Source organism: Niabella ginsenosidivorans, from assembly GCF_001654455.1.
Classification (GTDB): domain Bacteria; phylum Bacteroidota; class Bacteroidia; order Chitinophagales; family Chitinophagaceae; genus Niabella; species Niabella ginsenosidivorans.
Map to the genome: position 1 here is coordinate 2,034,559 of NZ_CP015772.1, position 18,653 is coordinate 2,053,211.

Here is an 18,653-nt window from a genome sequence, read left to right on the forward strand (position 1 = left end):
CTCAAGTAGCTGAAAGAGCGCTTTTATAAAAAAACGCCTTGAACGCGCATTATAAAAAGCGGAACACCTGATCCAGTACAGCAGGATCCCGGTAAATTTTGCTATGCCCCAATCCATCTGTAAAAACAAATTCGATGTTTGGATAGTTCATTTGCTGAATTTCGACCGCCCCAGCAGCGGCAATGACTGGGTCTGTTTTGTCCTGAATCCATAAAATACCGGATTGTATATTACCGACGCATCTTTTTACTGAGAACCAATCCAGGTTTTTGCCGCCACTGAGCAATTGTACATTTTTATAAAAATGACTGCGTACTTTTTCATTTTTTATCCCCATTTCCTTTAAAAAGGTTCTGGCCAGCTCATCTGTATTGGTAGCAGGCGCAAAAAGCACCATCCTGAGGTTTTTATTTTCCGGTAATTCTGCAATGCTTAATGCAAGGGCAAGACCGCCAAAAGAGTGCCCGATATAAGAGCTGAACGGTCCGTATTCTTTTTGAATGCGCCGGATCACCGCTGTATAATCGATCGCATTGATCTGTTTGCCACCGCTTAATCCGTGCGCCGGTGCGTCAAAAGCAATAATTTCATAACCCTTTGCAGTCAAAGCCGGCACCAGGTGCTCAAAGCGTTGCGTATGCGAGCGGAACCCATGTGCGATCAGCAGTTTTTTTGAAGCATTTTTGTTCCATCTGTATCCCCTGAGGGGAACATTATTGAACGACAGCCGGAGGACCTCTGCAGAGCTCATAACAGGGGTTATTCCGTAGCTTCCTTTGCCCAAAGGAGTGCAGAAAATTTTAAAGGCCCTGTTGCCTGCCCTTCTTTCAGAGAAAACGGCAGTTACCCGAAGACGGGCTTTTAATGCCCCCTTTATAAAATGTTGTAATTTCATGCCTGAAAGCAAAGGTATCTGATATTATGAAGATCGTAATCATTGGCACGGGTAATGTAGCGGCTGTATTGGGCAGGAAGCTGATCAAAGCGCATCATGAAATCATCCAGGTTTATGGCAGGAATGCAACGGCTGCTTCTGAACTTGCCTATGAGTGGAACACCCGGTCTGTAAATTATGCAAGCCTGATCTCAAAAGAAGCAGACTTTTACCTGATTGCAGTGGCCGATTCAGCCATAACTGTTATTGCTGCTGATTTGCAGTTAAAGAATAAGATAGTGGCGCATACAGCTGCTGCCGTACCAATGGAGGTGTTAAAAAATGTTTCAGAAAATTATGGCGTGCTGTACCCGTTACAGAGCCTGCGGAAGCAACAGCATTCATTGCCGGCGCTTGCTATTTATACGGAGGCGTCCAACGCCTATACCCAAAAGATACTGGATCATCTTGCAGCATCGGTCAGCGATATCCCGGTTCATACCGCTGGTATTGATAAGCGTACCCAATTACATGTAGCTGCAGTTTTTGTGAATAACTTTACCAATTACCTGTTTGACCTTGCTGCCGCATTCTGTAAGAAGGAAGGGATCGACTTTAAAGAGTTATTACCCCTGGTTAAGAATACGGCCGACCGCCTTGAAACAGAGGCACCGGGCGACCTGCAGACCGGCCCAGCCGTGCGGAAAGACCTGGAAACAATCAACCGGCATAAAGCGTTACTGAAGGATTACCCGGAACAACTGGCTGTATACGATTTTTTAACTACTGCATTAATGAATCATTAACAACGCAGGTAGTGCTACCTATGGCTTTAAACCAATACTTTTGCATCAGTTTTTAAATAAAGGAATCAAATAACCGGTTACATGGACCTACTGCAACGATTTAAGAAGGTACGCGTTTTTATGTTTGACATTGACGGTGTATTGACCAATGGAGATATTTTAGTATTGGAGAGCGGGGAGATGGCCAGGGTCATGAACACTAAAGACGGGTATGCTCTTCAGCTGGCAGTAAAGCATGGCTATAAAATTATTATTATTTCAGGGTCAGCACCTTCCGCCACCCAGTTGCGGCTGAACCGGCTGGGCATTGAAGAGGTGCACTTCCAGGTAAAAGATAAAAAAGTGTTTGTGGCTGCATTGATGGAAAAGAGGAATATGAATGCAGAGGAAGTGTTGTTTATGGGAGATGACCTTCCTGATCTCCCGGTTTTTGATCTTGTATCGGTATCCTGTTGCCCTGCTGATGCAGTTGGCGATGTACAGCGTGCCGCACAATTTGTATCCATCTTTCCCGGGGGGCGGGGCTGCGTACGTGAAGTGATTGAAAAAGTATTGCGCGCAAATGATCAATGGGGCGTAGAGCCTTTGATCGCGTCAACATAGGTTTAAGGAATATTATGAAGCCGATCCCAGCATTTTTTAAATTAGTGCGCTGGCCCAACCTCGTATTTATTGTGCTGACACAGGTGCTGTTCCAGTTTTGCATTTATGCCCCTGTTTACAGGAATAATATACCCGTGAAGGACACTTTCCAGTTTGTATTGCTGGTGATTGCTTCTGTATTTATTGCAGCCGGAGGGAATATCATTAACGATTACTTTGATATGAATATTGACCGCATCAATAAACCGGGAAAAATGATTATTGGCAAATACATTAACCGGAGATGGGCATTGGTATGGCATATGGGACTAAGCCTGCTCGGGATCCTGCTGACCGCCATTGCGGTCAACCCTTTTTCACGCTGGTACCTGGTGGTAGCCAATGTTATTTGTGTGGTATTGCTGTGGTTCTATTCCGTGCGCTTTAAGAAGGATACGCTGATCGGCAATGTGGTCGTTTCCCTGCTAACCGCCTGGACTATCATGATCATTTTCCTGTCGAAATTCTCATTTTCAGATGCTTTTCATAACACAAGACCGGAACAGTTAAAATTATTCCGTTTTGCGGTACTGTACTCTGGTTTTGCCTTTATCATCTCACTTATAAGAGAAGCCATTAAAGATATTGAGGATATTGCCGGTGATCAAAAATACGGGTGTAAAACGATGCCCATTGTATGGGGCATCAATGCCACAAAGGTTTATGTGGCTGTATGGCTGATGCTTTTAATATGCCTGCTGATTGTAGTGCAGGTTTACATTTTGCAGCTGGGTTGGTGGATAGACGTTGTTTATTGCCTTGTATTCATTATCCTCCCTGCCTTGTACCTTTTCCGGAAATTAATTGCTGCCGGCACGCCGAAGGAGTATCATTTTCTGAGTACATTAACAAAAGCCATTATGCTTACAGGCATCCTGTCTATGGCCCTTTTTTATTTTCATTTATAAACAATATGGCGCTTATCCTTGCCTCTTCATCGCCCCGACGCAAACAGTTGCTGGAAATGGCAGATCTTTCGTTTCGTATTATTACAAAAGAAACTGACGAAACATTTGATCCGGCGCTGGAGTTGAATGCTGCCGTTGCTGATGTGGCAAAGCGAAAAGGGTATGCTATAACGGACCAGGTTACAGCAGAAGATATCATTATTGCTGCTGATACCATCGTGGTGCTGGAAGACCGGGTGATCGGCAAGCCGGAAACCCGGGAAGCAGCTATTGATATTCTTACCAGGCTGCAAGGCGCTACACACTATGTTATAACGGGCGTGGCACTTTTAAAAGGCAAAGAGGAAGTTGTTTTTTCGGAGCGTACAGAAGTGCTCTTCCATCCGCTGACTCCTCAGCAGATCACCTACTATGTAGATAAATATCAACCATTTGATAAAGCGGGCGCTTATGCTATACAGGAATGGATCGGTGTTACAGGCATTAAAAGGATCCAGGGTGATTTTTATAATGTAATGGGGTTGCCGGTAAGCCGGGTCTTGCAGGAAATTCGTACCTTAGGGTATCGTTCAGACAAAGACTGAAGAGGATGCGCTTTGTTTGTACTGACTGCGGCACCTGTTCTGTACCTTTGCAGCAACGACCAATGATTGAAAAACATTAAAAACGTTAACTTATGAATGAACAACTATTGCAGTACATCTGGCAATTCCAGTATTTTAATAACGCATTCTTAACCACCGCTGAAAAAGAACCGTTGCGGATCATTAAGCCCGGTATCATAAACCGTAACCAGGGTCCTGATTTTGAAAATGCGCGGATACAAATAGGCAGTACTACCTGGGCCGGTTCGGTAGAACTGCATCTGAAAACTTCAGACTGGGAAAAACATCAGCACCAGCAGGATAAAAATTACCGGAAAGTGATCCTTCATGTGGTTTATGAAAACGACAGGCCTCAGTCCGGGATTCCGGTGCTGGAATTAAAAACGAGGATCTCCCGGAGTTTGCTGAAACGATACAATAGCCTGATGCAGGCGCAGTCATTTATTCCCTGCGAGCACCAGATTCTGAAGGTTCCCGCGATCATTTTTAATGTATGGAAAAGCCGGCTGGTTGCAGAACGGCTTATTCGCAAGGGGATGGTCATTCAGCAATACCAGGAAGCCAATGAGCAGCACTGGGAAGAAAGTTTCTGGTGGCTGCTGGCAAGGAACCTGGGCGTTCCGGTGAATGCTGATGCTTTTGAGGCGATGGCAAAAACGATCCCGCTAAGAATACTGGCAAAGCATAAGAACCAGATTCATCAACTGGAGGCTCTGCTGCTGGGCCAGGCAGGACTGCTGAACGATTCCTTTGAGGATCCTTACCCAAAGCTATTGCAGCGGGAATATGCCTTTTTACAACGGAAATATGGCCTTTCAGCCATAGCGTATCCGGTACAGTTCCTGAGAATGCGGCCCGGAAATTTTCCCACCCTGCGGCTGGCGCAACTGGCTGCCATTATTCATTCTTCGGCCCACCTGTTTTCAAAGCTTCTGGAGGAAGAGTCATTAAAAAAAGCGAAACTGCTGTTTAAGGCCAATGCCAATGATTTCTGGAATTACCATTACAGCCTCAGGGATCAAAGCACTTACAGGGAAAAGGCGATCGGCTCGGCTATGATCAATAATATCATTGTTAATACCGTATGCCCGATCCTTTTTGCCTATGGCTGCTTTATTGATAAGAACCGGTTGAAAGAAAAGGCCATCCGCTGGCTGGAAGAGTTAGGTGCAGAAAAGAATACGATCACTAAAGGGTTTGAGGAACTGGGGCTTTCCAATACTGCGGCAGTAGATTCACAGGCATTTATTGAGCTGAAAAGCCGCTTTTGCGATGAACGGAACTGTTTGCATTGCACGGTGGGTAATTATTTATTGAAACAGGAAAAGTAAAGGGCGCCTTTTCAGGCACCCTTTACAAACAAACAGGGATTGCAATTACTATCTTCTGCTGCCGCTACGGCCGGAAGGGTAGCTGTGGCGCCCGCGGTCATTGTTATGACCGTCATTGCGCCTGTTATAATCTCTTATAGAAACCTGGGTATAATCGTTTCTGTACTTTGAATAATTTCTTACATGTGTTGTATTGCTGACCCAGGGCCGGTTGGTATTCATTACCACTTTATAGGTACGGTAGAGATCAAAATTCCGGTACCGGGCAGGTAAGCTGCGTACTGTAACCCAGTTTCTCCTTTTCTGAATAATGTAGGTGCGATTAACTACATCATAATAAGCATTGATTTCAGGCAGGTAATAATAATGGGCATAATTGTATCCTGAAGGGCCCCATTGCGGCTGGCTTCCTATATTGACACTAACGCTTACCTGTGCGCTGGCATACTGTGCTGTTGTGATGCCGCTTATTAATACGGCCAGAATAATGAACTTTTTCATGACTCCCTCCTTGGGTTTTTGGTGAATAATCTTGTTCTGTAAAAAAGACGTTTCTTTTAAAAACAAGTATGCATTCACTTAGTTAATAATTTATTAAGATCGTTTTTTACCAGGGCCGGAGAAGCAGGAAGGGATTATTGCTGTAACGCCCATGCATCCAGCACATCTGCAATAGCAGCATAGGCTTTGGCCTTGTAAGCACTAACTGCAGTGACAGGGACCCATTCAATTTGCTCAATATCTTCTTCGGTTTGCGGGATCAGTATTTCTGCTGCAGTTGCTTTCATCTTAAACCAGCAGGATTCCTTTATGATCTGATGCGTGCCCTGCTCATACGTGTGATAGGTGGTGAGCAGGAGGGGCCCCCGTTCTAATTTTATCAGCCCTGTTTCCTCCTGAACTTCCCGAACGGCACATTCTTCAATAGTTTCTCCTTCGTCCAGCTTCCCTTTGGGCAGATCCCAAAAGCCCCTGCGAAAGATCATCAATACTTCATTTCTTTCATTGGTGACCAAACCGCCTCCTGCCCGGATGAGCTCAAATTTCCGGAAGAAAGCTTTTTTCAGTTGTTTTAAATCTTTATGCTGAAAGATACCCGTACTGATGCCCGGCAGGGTTAATTCATGAAGCATTGCTTTTACGGAATGCGTGTCCAGTTCGTCAATAAAAATCGTTTTAGGATGGTGTAACAATTCCTGTAGTAGCTCGTTCAGGGAATCACAGAGATATAATACTTTATTATGAATGTGGATTTTAATTTGCATATTATTCCGGTTTTATAACAGATAGCGCTTAATTTCGCAACCTAAATTTAGGGAGCTGTTATGAACGATGCAAAGGTAGTTGCAGAAAAGTTATTACAGGTAAATGCAATAAAATTAAGACCCCATGAGCCGTTTACATGGGCAAGCGGGTGGAAGAGCCCGATCTATTGCGATAACCGCAGTGTTTTGTCGTTCCCGTTTGTGCGCGATTTTATAAAAAGCGAATTGTGCAATGTACTGTTTGAACAGTTCAGCGAGGCAGAGTGCATTGCTGGCGTTGCTACAGGCGCTATTGCATGGGGAGCCATGGCTGCGGATCAGCTAAAGCTTCCTTTTATTTATGTGCGCCCCAAACCCAAAGAGCACGGACTGGGCAACCAGGTGGAAGGGCTGTTTGAAAAGGGGCAGAAGGTGGCAGTTGTGGAAGACCTGGTCAGCACCGGCAAAAGCAGTTTACAGGCTGTAGATGCGCTTTTAAGCGCCGGCCTGGATATTGTAGGGATGGTATCTATTTTTACGTATGACTTTTCTGTATCCAAAGCGGCCTTTGAAGAAAGAAACCTAAAGTACCAGCCACTGACGAGTTACCCTGTTTTACTGGACCTGGCAATGGAAAAAGGAATTATTAAAGAGGAAGATGCTGCCCTTTTGCTGAAGTGGAGGGAAGACCCTGCTAACTGGACGGGCATCTGACCGCTGCTTATCATTCCGGATTGTCAGAATTTGATTTGCCCCAGCAACTGGCTGGAAGGCTGCTTTCCTGCATAATGAAGCGGGAAATTTTTTATGATGCCCCCTTTGCTAAGTCCGGCACTGCCCTCTACCCGTAGGTTTATGGAATCTCTTGTAATAAGGGCAAGTGAATTTCTGATAAGGTCCTTCAGGTTTAATTTTAAACGAACCGGCACCGGAAAATCGCTGGCCGCAGGAATTTTTACATCCTGGTTCAACAGAAAATCACCCACATAAATATCCTGGATCCATGCCTGTCCCCTGGCGTTATTTAAGGTAGCTCCAACATGATTCGGATTATTAAAGATCAGATTCATATCAAGGGTGGTTTCGTTCATTCCGATCTTACCCACCTGTACATTGCTGACCCCAACAAATTTTATATCCCTGTATTTCATACAGGAGGGCAGGAGAAGGCCTGCAGCAAATAATAAAACCAATAACTGTTTCATCAGGATACATTTCAGTTAAATAAACAAAGTAAACAAGGAATTTGATTCATATGCTGCAAACTGTTGTTAAAAACATTATATACGGGAAGGCATTAACTGGATTCTTCCAGAACAGGGCCTAAATCTATTAGTATTTTTTATTTTCTGGCTGCCCTGAATTAAACTAAATAAATTAGTATAAAATATATATATTAAACATATCATTATAAATGATTTACAAGTTATATAGTTTATTAAAAATGGATTATATGTCAGTATTAAGAATGTCATATTGAGTCAGTTAACTTACATTGAATAAAAAAATAATTTATTATTCAATAGTTTGATTTTTAATTTATTGTATTTGTATTATTATAAACAAGTTTATATAAAAATTATATTAAATAAGTATTGTATATGTTTTATTGTTAAGCACTGTTATGAACAGGGAAGATCTATGCAAAGGCCCTCATTGCAGGGGCTTACCAAAGATGACTGATAAGGGTGGCTGTATTTTTATTATTGTCGAAAGTCTTTTCAACAAGGGTTTTCCTCAGGGCTATTTCGTCTTCTTCAAAGGGCTTATAATAAAGCCGGGAGATAATGGATGCAATCGCATTAGAGCTGGTTCCGATATGGCAGGCCGTTTCCAGCCCTGTACTTGCTACCATTGCCGGGGTTGTAACGCAGTGTCTTCCGGAATACAATGAGTGTAAAAGCTTTAAACGTATTCCTGTAATATTTTTATTAAAGTTGGGCAACACATTTATATGTGCTTTTTGCACCAGGTCATTGATCTCCGATTCACAGGGATTGCTGACCAGGCAGGTATGCTGGCAGAGCGCCGCCGCTTTTTGCAGTTGCCGGCCGGGAGACTTGCCTGCTATGATAAAGGGAACTCTTACCTTTGTAAAGACCTTATTCAGCAACCATAAGGCGGCTTCTTCATTTTCCGGCACGGACAGATTTCCATGAAATAGGCAGTGCGTGCCCATTCCTTCCAGGCTGTTGACCTCCTGCCAGCTCGGAAATGTGGGTAATAAAAAGGCATTTTCAAATCCCAGCTCGTTAAAAAATGCTACGTCTTTGTCGGAGACACAGGCCAGTAACAGGTTCCTGGGAAGGGTTAAGGTATATTTTTTTATAAGCTTGCTTTCAGTGCTGAAATAGAGCTTTTTAAAAAGATCGGAGGTTGCCCTTGCCAGATCTTTGTAGTATAACTCTTCATTATTGTGCATGCGCACGCAGATCTTCCTGCTTTTATTATTTATATAAGGTATGATTCCTGTACAGTGGAGCCCTTCCAGGAGAATGGGAAGCCCATCCTGGTTTAACCGCCCTATGAGCTGCTCATTGATCCTTGAGGAAACGATATAGGGCAGCGAAAGATTCAGGCACTCACTTTTTTTCTTCCGGCAATATACATTCACCGTTTCGCAAAAGGCATTCAGCTCTGCAGGAGTGCCCCTTTCATTATAACTGAAGTAGTGCAGGTGCACCTTAACACCCAACCGGTTAAATGCCCGGATGCGGTTCATCATATCAATAACGCCACCATAATCTGCCGGCCATGGAACATCCAGGCAAACCATATGTATTTGCTTATTCATCAGAGATATGGTTTATAAATATCCTGCAGTTTTATTTTTTCTATATCCCAGCAGAGTTCCTGCGCAGCGATGCGTGCATTGTTTTTAAGTGTTTGATAATATTCTTTATTATGATAGAGTTTTATAACTGCCTCAGCCATTTTTTCAGGTTCATTAGAGAATAAACAAATTCCGCAATGGTAATGTTCAATTATTTTTAATACCTCCGGTATGGCAGTGGCCACAACGGGCACTCCCGCCTGTATATAGTCAAAAAGTTTGTTGGGAAGGTTATATAAATAGTTGTCATTGTCAAAACCATCCAATGAAAATCCTAAATCAGCGTGTGGTGTGTATTGTTTAAGTTGTTCCGGGGGCATTTTCGGGATCATTTCCACTTTATGCTGTAAACTCCATGCTGTTCGTTTTTGCAGGATTTCTTCCCATTGAGTGCCCCAGCCGATATAAACAAGAAGATATTCATCGGGCATAAATTTCATCATTTCCAGCAATTCAATTCCCCCTCTTCCCGGGTGTATGCCAATGCCCTGCATAAGGAGAACAGTTCTGTTTTTCCAGTGAAGCGGTTTTTCGATTGGTTTTACAACCGTTCTTACGGGAACATTCCTTATTACTGCCAGGTTCTTTTTGTATTCTGTATCATACAGTCTTTTGACAGAGTCGTTTACGGTATAAATTGTTTCAAGCTTTGGGAATATCCGGTTTTCAAAAAATTTCCAGACCGATTTTTTAAATGGAGCGTTTTTTAGCTCCGGTACCCCTGTATAATATTCATGTGTATCATAAAATAATTTTTTATTCCTGATTTTTGATGCAATAAATGCCGGAACTAATGCATCCAAATCATTTGCTAAAATGTAGTCTGTTTTTTTAAACAGTAGTTTTAAAAGCAACTTGATATTAAATTCCCCGAATTTTAAAAAGCCGCTTTTAAAATAGCAATGAATTCTTTTGGCCCGGAAGCTGTATTGGCCAAGGGGCAAGCTGTTTTTTTCAGACCGGGCATACACAAAAACATCAAATCCCATGTGCTGGAGTGTGTCACAAATGCGAATGACCCTTTGATCTGTTGTTAATTCAGAAATAACGGCAACCGTGATTTTCTTTTTGTCAGGCATGGATTGTCATCACAATTATAGGAAAAAATTGATATCGTTTGCGATAAAATCTGCCGCATTGCCCGAGCCAAAAAGCCGGCTTCCGAAGTCCGGGGTCAGGTGAGCCAGTTTTTCAAAGTTAGGAATAATAGTATCGGTAGCAGTGGCAATGGCACATTCTGATGCTATAATTTCGGGCCAGAACGGTTTGTCCATAATGATCAAAGATTTTTTTTGGGCAAAATAAGCCTCCCTGGATAATCCGCCACTATCCGTAATAACATACGCGGCGTTTTTAAGGAGCGTATTCATCTCGGCATAGCCAACCGGCTCTATTTGTGTAAATCCGGCAGGGATATCAATCGTATTAATGATTGTTTTTGTATGTGGATGCAGGGGCACAACTACCTGAATTCTTTTGTGAATATCATTGAATGCAGCAATAATATCTTTTAAATACTGGGGTGATAATATATTTTCACGCCGGTGTATCGTAGCTAAAATATAGGGATCAGTTGTTTTAATACTTTGCAGGGAGGCAGGGGTGTTGTATTTTAAAAATGCATCATACATCAGATCGCCGCTTAATAATAACCGGCTGTTGATTGCATGTTGATAGCCTTCAGACTGCATGGTTTGATAATTGAACTGCGTGCAACAATAGTTGGTAGTTGCCAAACGGTCTGTCAGCACCCTGTTTATTTCTTCCGGCATGGAAGGATTATTTGTTCGTATACCAGACTCCACATGAAAAAGGAGGCACCCGGACCGAATGGCAGCAAGCGCACCAGCCAGGGTGGTATTGGTATCGCCGTATACAATAACAAGCGGCTCATCCTGCTCCTGAAATACTTGTTGCAACTGAGCGGATGTATTGCCAATAAAGACATCGGCATTGCCTGCCGGCGGATTTTTAAAAATAATATCAGGTGCAGGAATACTGAGCTCTTTAAAAAAAATATCGCTCATTTGAAAATCGTAATGCTGGCCGGTATGGATAATCGTTTGCCTTATATTGCCGTATTGCGCGATAGCTTTATAGAGGACGCTTAATTTTATGAACTGGGGCCTGTTTCCTACTACATGTATAAGTGCCTTCATGTGTTTTCAGTATTATAGCTGTTTTTAAAACGATTTTCTGAGGTCTTATACAGATCTTCTATAAATTTTATTAGTAATGATCCTTCGTTTGCCTGTAAAAAGGGGTGATTGTCATTATCCAGTGCTTCAATGAGGTTTTCATAAATTTTATCATGATTGCTCATGCTGCCTTCATAATTGCCGTATTGATTGGCGCCGTTCCCGATCGGTAAATCGGGTTTATCGATCCCCTGTACACGAAAATATTCCAATTCATTTAAATACTGCCCGCCGATCTTTATCGTTCCTTTTTCTCCAAGAAGGGTGATGGAGCCTTCCATATTTTTCTCAAAGCTGTTCACGCTGTAGGAAAAACTGCCTATTATGCCGGTCTGCATTTTAAACTGGATAACGCCCGTATCCTCAAATTCAATATCAGGATGTGCCAGATTAGCTGACAGCAGGGAAGCCGATACTGCATCTCCGAAAAACCACATGATCAGATCGATGAAATGGCTGAATTGCGTGTAGAGTGTGCCGCCATCTGTTTTCAATTTTCCCCGCCAGTTGGTATAATAGTTGGCCGGCCTGTTCCAGAACCCGTTTACATGAAAGCTGTAAAGCCTGCCTAAGCTGCCGTTTTCAATTAATTGTTTTACGAATGCAATAGGAGGGTTATACCTGTTTTGCTTTACAATGAACAGTTTTTTGCCGGTATTGTGCGATACCTGAACCATTTTTTGCGCATCGCTGTAATGGATGGCCATTGGCTTTTCACAGAGAACATGAAACCCCGCTTCCAGGCATTGTATGGATTGCGGAGCATGCAGCCAGTTGGGCGTGCAGATACTGATGACATCCAGCAACGGATTTTGTGATAATAATTCTTCCAGGGAAGAACAGGCCCTGCAATTATATTTCCCGGCAAGTGCTTTCGCCTTTTTAAAGTCACTGTCAACTACCGCGTCCAGTATCCCAAAAGTGGAAGCATGTTTTGCATGCCTTTGCCCTATATTCCCACAGCCTACAATTGCAAAGTGTTTATCCCGATTCATCGGGTGCAAAAATAATAGAATAAGGGATACGTTGATGGCCTGTAAACCACAGGAAGCCCTGTGCAAACTTATTGTCCGCCCATTCCCTGCATACCGCCCTGTATGCTTTCCTGCTCGCTTTTTATATTTTTCCTTTTGAAGAGGGAGGCGTCAAATTTACCAAAGCGATAGGCAAAGTTGATCCGGAAGAACTGCTGATCTCTTGTACGCATCTGATGCTGATCATAAAATCCTGCATTGGTATAGATATCGCTTTTACGGGTTTTAAAGATATCATTAACGCTAAGGGTAACTGATGCAGCCTTTCCTTTTAAAAACTCGTATTTCACTGCGGCATCCACACCATACGAAGGCATGGAGTAGCCCTGGGCATTGCCGCTTACAGCGCCGCCCATAAAACCCCGGCCCCCGCCGGAATTATTACCTGCGCTTCCGCCGGGAGACAATACTGTTTTTGAGTTATAGTCTCCGGAAAGCTGTAGTGTAAAGTTCATGGGAAGCTTAAAGTCATTATTGATCTTGCCAAACCAGCTATACATTTGTTCGGAAGTGGGAATGCCTGGATCGTCAATATTGATCTTTGAAGTGTAAATATTAACGTTGCTGGTCAGATCCCACCAGGGGGTGATGGAATTTTTGCTGATGGCCTCAAACCCGCCAACAAAGCCCGAGTTGGCATTAATAAAGGAATTAACGATCACCGTATCTTCATTAAGAGGATTTACGTCCTGGAACCCGTACCGGGTAATTAAACCATTAGTGTGCTTATAATAGAGCGACAGGATCAGGTTGTTTTTGCGGTTAAAGTTGTTGGAATAAGAAAGCTCAAATGAATTAACAAATTCCGGTTTCAGGTTGGGGTTACCCCGGCTGAGGTTCAGGGAGTCCGAATAGTCTGTATAGGGAAAGAGCTGGAAAAAGCCCGGACGGTTGATCCTGCGGCTATAGTTCAGTTGCAGGTCCTGTTTGTCGTTCAGCTTCTGGCTAAGGAAAATACTGGGGAACAGGCTAACCGGATATTTTATATTAAAATGCTGGCTGGAACCTGCATAGCTGCCATCTGCATTTTTGGTACTGGAGTAAACCGTACCGTCATAACTGGAGCTTTCCAGTCTTAAGCCTACCTGGTAGCCAAATTTTTCTCCGATCCTGCTGGAGAAATTGCCATAGGCGGCCAGCACCTGGTCCTTATAATTGAACCGGGATGATAATAACGGTTGCAGCACATAAGTACCGTTCTGCAGGTAATACAGGTCGTTCAGACTGTTTGTTTTTGTCTGGTTCAGACGAACGCCCGCTTCCAGTTTGGAGTTATCGCTGATCGGGTTGGTATAATCGGCCTGGGCGGTTAAGCGCTCATTGTTGCCGTTACCCAGTTGCTGCTGCCCGAAAGTGCCTGTTTGGGGACCATTGCTGTTGGCAAAGATCTGGTTCCCGATGGTGGTGGTATTGTTATTTTTACTTTTGTTATAATTGACATCAGCAGTAAGCTGGTGACCGTTTTGCGGGAAATTGTGCACATACCCGAAGCTCCCGCCCAGGTTCCTGAAACTAAACCCGCCGTCAGACTGCCTGATCGTTCTTGATTGCGGATTATAACCGGGGGCCAGGGTATCTACCAGTAAATTGCTGGTGGTACTGTTATCAAAGTTTCCTTTTACACCAATACCGGAAATAGTAAATGTATTTCGGTTATCCAGGAAATAATCAAAGCCGGCACGGCCAAACATAAATTCACCGTCGCCTACGTTGTGGTCTGTCTGAAAAAGATGGTAAGTAGTGTCCTGCCTGTACGTGTTCCGCTCTGTGGTTCCGTCAGAAATTGATTTTCGCTGACCGTAGTTGGCGTTAGCAAAAAAATTGAATTTGCCCTGTTTGATATTGATATTTCCGCCGAGGTTCCATTTCCCGCGCTGATCAATGCCCGCCCTTACATTTCCGGAATAGCCCACGCGTTTTGTTTTTTTCAGAACAATGTTTAAGATCCCGGCATTTCCTCCGGAAGCATCGTATTTTGCAGAAGGATTGGTAATGACCTCAATTGTTTCGATCTGGTCTGAAGGAATCTGGTCCAGTGTAAGGGTTGTGGGCCTCCCGTCTATGAACAGTTGTGGAGATGCATTTCGTATGGTTACATTCCCGTCTATATCCACATTAACGGACGGTATATTCTTTAGCAGATCCGTAGCTGTTCCTCCCGCAGCCATCAGATTATTTTCAACATTATATACCTTCCGGTCAATGCCCAGGCTTACCGTTGGCTTGGACCCCGTAACTGTTACAGCCGCCAGGGTCTGGTTATCGATGCCCAGCTTAATATTCCCGAGGTCTTTATCCAGGTTGCCCAGCAGACTGCTCATATCTTTATTGCCCTGTTTCATTTTTGCAGGATCAAAAAACAGGAACGGCTTGCGGTAGGTAGCATGGCCGATCCCTGAGATCTCAAGGATGTATCTTCCCATAACGGGTACGCCTTCCAGGTTGAATTCCCCATTTGCTTTTGTAAGCATTCCGGTTACAACAGTTTCATTATTTTTTCCGCTTGAATCTTTTTTTACCTGTAAAAGCTGAACAGAAGCCGCATCAACGCCCTTGCCACTGGCCGAATCAATTACCTTACCATATAAAGATCCTGTAGGCATCTGCCCGTTTTGTGCACTTAATCCTATCGAAAGAACGATCAATAATCCTAGCAGTAAATTTTTCTTCATTAAAATAAGTTTGTCCGTTAGACGTGTAAAAAACAGAATTCTTGTTGTTCCCGCTAACAGATTATGATGGGTGAGCAATATCTGTTACAGGGGGTTAATTAATTGTACAATAAACAATAATAAGATTGATCAGCCCGATAATAAAACCAAACAGCAGTCCGAGCCTCTGAAATTGGGCATTGATGCCTTTCAGTTCCTCCTTAATAACAGAAGATACCGGGGTCTTTTTCAACTGTTTCAGCAGGGTTGCCTCTATATTCAGCTGATCTTTTAAATTGCCGGTGATCTGAAGCATTACCTGTGGAAATAACTGCTTTAGCTGGTCAATAAAAACCTCTTTGATCTTATCGGTTGTTTTGTTGCCAACAAACATTGCCAGCATCGGGATCTCTTCTTTTAATTTTACATTTAAAAATTCATCTATATGTTTTTCAATAGAGGGCATTGCTTTTTCAATCAATTCCGGGTTGCTGAGCTTTGCATCAATATTCAGGGTACCGGAAAGGTATTGAGACGCAGCTTCTGCCAGTTTTTGAGCCAGACGGTTATCCTGCCCGGGCAGATAGCTCTTTAAGAGGTAGCTGCCGGCAATTGTATGGATCAAAAGACCGATAACAGCTGATATAACAGGCAGAAGGAATAACCACTGAGGCATACAAAGTATATTTACCGGTTAGGAATTACAAAAAAACCCCGAATTTACATTCGAGGTTTTACCGGGTGGCTAACCGGGTTCGAACCGGCGACCCTCAGAACCACAATCTGATGCTCTAACCAACTGAGCTACAGCCACCATTAACAGGGTTGCAAATGTAAATAAAAAATAAATACAACAGATAAGAATTTATTGTTTTTTATCAGAATCCTGTTCCGGAAGCAGGTGGCAGCAACAGGGAAGAAGGGAGAGGCTTCCGGCTGTTGATCTGAACGGCAGATTACCGGGATCAGAAAGGTGGCCTTTTTGATACTCAGTAAGTAAAGGCTTGTTTTGTAAAGAAAATTTATCAAAATCTTATCTTAAATAAAACCGGTTCAAATAGGTAAATCATCGTTTTTTGAGTTATTTTTGATAGATGCGTTCTGTTTTAAAATATTTATTAAATATGAAGAGATTACCTTTTGTGTTGTTGGTTTTATTGCTGGCCGGTTCTTTTTTTGCTTTCAAATCGTCTGTTGCCCGTAACACGGCACCCCCGGAAAAATATGAACAGATTATGGAACTGGTGGGGCAACTGCTGTCACAGGCCCATTTCAGTCCGCAAAATATTGATGATAAATTTTCGGAGAAGGTGTTCGATAAATTTATGAGCGACCTGGACCCTGAAAAGAATATTTTCCTTAAGACGGATTATGATTCGCTGAAGGCCCTCTACGGGAACCAGATTGATGATGAAATGAAAGGAGCTCCGGTAAAAAGCTTCCTGGCTGTTTCATCTGTTTTTGATCAGAGAAATTCAGAAGCGCAAAAATGGACCCAGAGCATTCTTTCAAAACCGTTTGATTATACCATTGATGAGTCTATTCAACTGGACGGAGATCAACTGCAGTACCCTGCCAGCCAGCAGGAGCGGGAAGACCGCTGGCGAAAGAAGTTAAAATACCTTTCACTGGAACGATATGTTGACCTGTTGGATGAACGGAAAAGCAATAAAAACCAAAAAGGGTATGTTGTAAAAACAGATGGCCAACTGGAAAAAGAAGCCCGTTTAAAAACGGATACCGTATTGTCAAGGCTGTTTGAAAGATATAAGGTTAAATTTACAACAGATGATAAGTTTAACATGTTCATGAATGCCATCACCAATACGATGGACCCTCATACAGATTTTATGCCGCCTTTGGACAAGCGTTATTTTGATGAGGAAATGAGCGGCACCTTTTATGGGATTGGCGCGCTTTTACAGCAGGCTGATGGTAAAATAAAAATTGCATCCTGCAATGTGGGAAGCCCCGCTGCAAAATCAGGTCAGTTAGAGCCGGGAGATATTATTGCTAAAGTAGCCCAGGGAGACGGCCCTGCGGAAGATCTGATGGGATATACCATACAGGACGCTGTTAAACTGATCCGCGGAAAAGAAGGGACCATTGTAAAGCTGACCATTAAAAAGCCTAATGGCACTATGAAAGTGGTGGCATTGAAACGGGAAAAAATCGTGAACGATTTTGATACGTATGCCCGTAGTGCCATTATCAGGGATTCTGTTAAGAACACAAAAATCGGCATCGTTTATCTGCCTGAATTTTATGCAGCGTTTGATGATGCTAATGGCAGAAGAAGCTCTATTGATGTAGCAAAAGAAGTGCAGAAGCTAAAAGAGGCGAAGGTGGATGGTATTATCATCGACCTGCGGAATAATGGCGGCGGATCTTTGTTTGATGTGGTGCAGATGGTGGGTTTGTTTGTTGGTAAAGGTCCTGTGGTTCAGGTAAAGGACCGGATCAACCGGGCTAACGTGCTGGATGTAAAGGATGAGTCTGTTTTGTACGACGGGCCTCTGGCTGTAATGGTGAATGAATTCAGCGCATCTGCGTCCGAGATTTTTGCTGCTGCCATCCAGGATTACGGAAGGGGAGTGATCATCGGAAGCACGTCTACTTATGGTAAAGGAACCGTACAGAGGAATATCGGCCTTGATGCAAAAACCGGCATCACGTATGGTGAATCAGACCTGGGTACCGTTAAGCTGACCCTTCAGAAATTTTACCGGGTAAGCGGAGGATCTACCCAGTTAAAAGGTGTGGAATCTGATATTGTATTGCCAAGCCCGCTGGATGAATCAAAATTAAAAGAACGGGATAATAAGGATGCACTTCCCTATGATGAGATCAATAAGGCAGCTTATACACCCTGGAAGAGCTACTGGAACCTGAATGAAATCAAAACATTAAGCGAAGAGCGATTGAAGTCAGACAGCTCATTCAGGGTTATAAAAGAAAATACGCAATGGCTGGCCAGGGAAAATGATAAGAGTTATCCGCTGAATATAGATGCTTACAGGCAGGAGCGTAAAGAGATCAAACAAAAAGCCGATCAGATCATTGCGGTTTCCAAGCTTAAAAATAAGCTGAATATCTCGTTATTGCCCAATGACCCCAATACAAGTCATATTGATGATAAGAATAAGGAAGAAAGGGTTAAGCAATGGCAGAAAGCGCTGAGTGAGGATATCTATCTGAACCAGGCGGTAGATGTTGTGGATGATATGGCGCATATTGACAAGCTGGCCAAGAATGGCAATATGCAGCACTAGCACTAAGCTGACATGTTATTAAATTCAGACCGGTCCTTGAGACTGGTCTTTTTGTTATGGGGTATACCGGATCCTTAATTCTTCTATGATAATGGCTGGACTGTACTCTCTTCTGCCTGTATACAGAAGCATTGTGCCCTTGTGCATTTGCGGAAACTTTTTGGCCTGATTAAAATCTGCGATCTGGTATGATTACAGAACCGGGATGATTGCATAAAAAAAACCGGCGCAGAGTAAGCCGGTTTTAGAGTATAT

At 43.2% G+C, this 18,653-nt stretch carries 17 protein-coding genes and 1 tRNA gene; 7 read left to right on the top strand and 11 right to left on the bottom strand.

The window, feature by feature from the left end:
- Window positions 1–49: 49 nt before the first annotated feature.
- Entirely contained in the window at window positions 50–895 is an 846-nt protein-coding gene (locus tag A8C56_RS08500) for an alpha/beta hydrolase (RefSeq protein WP_067754497.1), read from the bottom strand.
- 26 nt (window positions 896–921) lie between these two features.
- Between A8C56_RS08500 and A8C56_RS08505 the strand changes: the two genes are divergently transcribed.
- The 5 genes from A8C56_RS08505 (at window position 922) to A8C56_RS08525 (ending at window position 5,166) form a co-directional block, all read left to right on the top strand.
- Entirely contained in the window at window positions 922–1,680 is a 759-nt protein-coding gene (locus A8C56_RS08505) for a Rossmann-like and DUF2520 domain-containing protein (RefSeq protein WP_067754500.1), read from the top strand.
- An 81-nt stretch (window positions 1,681–1,761) separates the two neighbouring features.
- Window positions 1,762–2,283 (top strand): KdsC family phosphatase, encoded by a 522-nt coding sequence (locus A8C56_RS08510; RefSeq protein WP_067754504.1) that lies wholly within the window; start codon window positions 1,762–1,764, stop codon window positions 2,281–2,283.
- A gap of 14 nt (window positions 2,284–2,297) precedes the next feature.
- Entirely contained in the window at window positions 2,298–3,230 is a 933-nt protein-coding gene (locus A8C56_RS08515; RefSeq protein ID WP_067754507.1) for a geranylgeranylglycerol-phosphate geranylgeranyltransferase, read from the top strand.
- 5 nt (window positions 3,231–3,235) lie between these two features.
- Complete coding sequence (locus tag A8C56_RS08520; RefSeq protein ID WP_067754510.1) at window positions 3,236–3,814, top strand: Maf family protein; 579 nt, start codon at window positions 3,236–3,238, stop codon at window positions 3,812–3,814.
- 92 nt (window positions 3,815–3,906) lie between these two features.
- Window positions 3,907–5,166 (top strand): DUF2851 family protein, encoded by a 1,260-nt coding sequence (locus A8C56_RS08525; protein ID WP_067754513.1) that lies wholly within the window; start codon window positions 3,907–3,909, stop codon window positions 5,164–5,166.
- A gap of 48 nt (window positions 5,167–5,214) precedes the next feature.
- Here A8C56_RS08525 and A8C56_RS08530 read toward each other — a convergent pair whose 3' ends face one another.
- Window positions 5,215–5,667, bottom strand: a complete 453-nt coding sequence (locus tag A8C56_RS08530) for a hypothetical protein (protein ID WP_067761786.1) — start codon at window positions 5,665–5,667, stop codon at window positions 5,215–5,217.
- Window positions 5,668–5,801: 134 nt separating this feature from the next.
- The gene (locus A8C56_RS08535; protein ID WP_067754516.1) at window positions 5,802–6,431 is read right to left on the bottom strand and encodes an NUDIX hydrolase; all 630 of its coding nucleotides are present in this window, start codon (window positions 6,429–6,431) and stop codon (window positions 5,802–5,804) included.
- Window positions 6,432–6,491: 60 nt separating this feature from the next.
- Here A8C56_RS08535 and pyrE point away from each other — a divergent pair, with 60 nt between their 5' ends.
- The gene (pyrE, locus tag A8C56_RS08540) at window positions 6,492–7,124 is read left to right on the top strand and encodes an orotate phosphoribosyltransferase (protein WP_067754519.1); all 633 of its coding nucleotides are present in this window, start codon (window positions 6,492–6,494) and stop codon (window positions 7,122–7,124) included.
- Between the two features lie 23 nt (window positions 7,125–7,147).
- Here the strand turns inward: pyrE and A8C56_RS08545 are convergent, their stop codons facing one another.
- From A8C56_RS08545 to A8C56_RS08580, 8 genes are all read right to left on the bottom strand, one after another.
- Window positions 7,148–7,615: an LEA type 2 family protein gene (locus tag A8C56_RS08545; protein WP_067754522.1), complete on the bottom strand. Its 468-nt coding sequence runs from the start codon at window positions 7,613–7,615 to the stop codon at window positions 7,148–7,150.
- Between the two features lie 461 nt (window positions 7,616–8,076).
- Entirely contained in the window at window positions 8,077–9,204 is a 1,128-nt protein-coding gene (locus tag A8C56_RS08550) for a glycosyltransferase family 4 protein (protein WP_067754525.1), read from the bottom strand.
- Window positions 9,204–10,322, bottom strand: coding sequence for a glycosyltransferase (locus A8C56_RS08555; protein WP_084490121.1), 1,119 nt, complete (start codon window positions 10,320–10,322; stop codon window positions 9,204–9,206). The genes A8C56_RS08550 and A8C56_RS08555 overlap by 1 nt, the downstream gene beginning before the upstream one ends.
- Before the next feature lie 15 nt (window positions 10,323–10,337).
- Window positions 10,338–11,402, bottom strand: coding sequence for a UDP-N-acetyl glucosamine 2-epimerase (locus tag A8C56_RS08560; protein ID WP_067754531.1), 1,065 nt, complete (start codon window positions 11,400–11,402; stop codon window positions 10,338–10,340).
- Window positions 11,399–12,436, bottom strand: a complete 1,038-nt coding sequence (locus tag A8C56_RS08565) for a Gfo/Idh/MocA family protein (RefSeq protein WP_067754534.1) — start codon at window positions 12,434–12,436, stop codon at window positions 11,399–11,401. The genes A8C56_RS08560 and A8C56_RS08565 overlap by 4 nt, the downstream gene beginning before the upstream one ends.
- 68 nt (window positions 12,437–12,504) lie before the next feature.
- Window positions 12,505–15,147: a TonB-dependent receptor gene (locus A8C56_RS08570; RefSeq protein ID WP_067754537.1), complete on the bottom strand. Its 2,643-nt coding sequence runs from the start codon at window positions 15,145–15,147 to the stop codon at window positions 12,505–12,507.
- Between the two features lie 94 nt (window positions 15,148–15,241).
- On the bottom strand, window positions 15,242–15,802 hold the full coding sequence (locus A8C56_RS08575) for a hypothetical protein (protein WP_067754539.1): 561 nt from the start codon (window positions 15,800–15,802) through the stop codon (window positions 15,242–15,244).
- A gap of 64 nt (window positions 15,803–15,866) precedes the next feature.
- Window positions 15,867–15,940: transfer RNA gene (locus tag A8C56_RS08580), tRNA-His, on the bottom strand.
- A 310-nt stretch (window positions 15,941–16,250) separates the two neighbouring features.
- Between A8C56_RS08580 and A8C56_RS08590 the strand changes: the two genes are divergently transcribed.
- A complete protein-coding gene (locus A8C56_RS08590) occupies window positions 16,251–18,398 on the top strand; it encodes a carboxy terminal-processing peptidase (protein WP_067754544.1) in 2,148 nt (715 codons plus the stop codon).
- Window positions 18,399–18,653: the final 255 nt, after the last annotated feature.

Excerpts from the sequence above, each read along its gene's own strand:
- A8C56_RS08535 (WP_067754516.1), bottom strand. The coding sequence starts at position 6,431 with ATGCAAATTAAAATCCACATTCATAATAAAGTATTATATCTCTGTGAT.
- A8C56_RS08560 (WP_067754531.1), bottom strand. The coding sequence starts at position 11,402 with ATGAAGGCACTTATACATGTAGTAGGAAACAGGCCCCAGTTCATAAAA.
- A8C56_RS08505 (WP_067754500.1), top strand. The coding sequence starts at position 922 with ATGAAGATCGTAATCATTGGCACGGGTAATGTAGCGGCTGTATTGGGC.
- A8C56_RS08550 (WP_067754525.1), bottom strand. The coding sequence starts at position 9,204 with ATGAATAAGCAAATACATATGGTTTGCCTGGATGTTCCATGGCCGGCA.
- A8C56_RS08565 (WP_067754534.1), bottom strand. The coding sequence starts at position 12,436 with ATGAATCGGGATAAACACTTTGCAATTGTAGGCTGTGGGAATATAGGG.
- A8C56_RS08525 (WP_067754513.1), top strand. The coding sequence starts at position 3,907 with ATGAATGAACAACTATTGCAGTACATCTGGCAATTCCAGTATTTTAAT.
- A8C56_RS08555 (WP_084490121.1), bottom strand. The coding sequence starts at position 10,322 with ATGCCTGACAAAAAGAAAATCACGGTTGCCGTTATTTCTGAATTAACA.
- pyrE (WP_067754519.1), top strand. The coding sequence starts at position 6,492 with ATGAACGATGCAAAGGTAGTTGCAGAAAAGTTATTACAGGTAAATGCA.
- A8C56_RS08515 (WP_067754507.1), top strand. The coding sequence starts at position 2,298 with ATGAAGCCGATCCCAGCATTTTTTAAATTAGTGCGCTGGCCCAACCTC.
- A8C56_RS08520 (WP_067754510.1), top strand. The coding sequence starts at position 3,236 with ATGGCGCTTATCCTTGCCTCTTCATCGCCCCGACGCAAACAGTTGCTG.
- A8C56_RS08510 (WP_067754504.1), top strand. The coding sequence starts at position 1,762 with ATGGACCTACTGCAACGATTTAAGAAGGTACGCGTTTTTATGTTTGAC.
- A8C56_RS08545 (WP_067754522.1), bottom strand. The coding sequence starts at position 7,615 with ATGAAACAGTTATTGGTTTTATTATTTGCTGCAGGCCTTCTCCTGCCC.
- A8C56_RS08500 (WP_067754497.1), bottom strand. The coding sequence starts at position 895 with ATGAAATTACAACATTTTATAAAGGGGGCATTAAAAGCCCGTCTTCGG.
- A8C56_RS08590 (WP_067754544.1), top strand. The coding sequence starts at position 16,251 with ATGAAGAGATTACCTTTTGTGTTGTTGGTTTTATTGCTGGCCGGTTCT.
- A8C56_RS08575 (WP_067754539.1), bottom strand. The coding sequence starts at position 15,802 with ATGCCTCAGTGGTTATTCCTTCTGCCTGTTATATCAGCTGTTATCGGT.
- A8C56_RS08570 (WP_067754537.1), bottom strand. The coding sequence starts at position 15,147 with ATGAAGAAAAATTTACTGCTAGGATTATTGATCGTTCTTTCGATAGGA.
- A8C56_RS08530 (WP_067761786.1), bottom strand. The coding sequence starts at position 5,667 with ATGAAAAAGTTCATTATTCTGGCCGTATTAATAAGCGGCATCACAACA.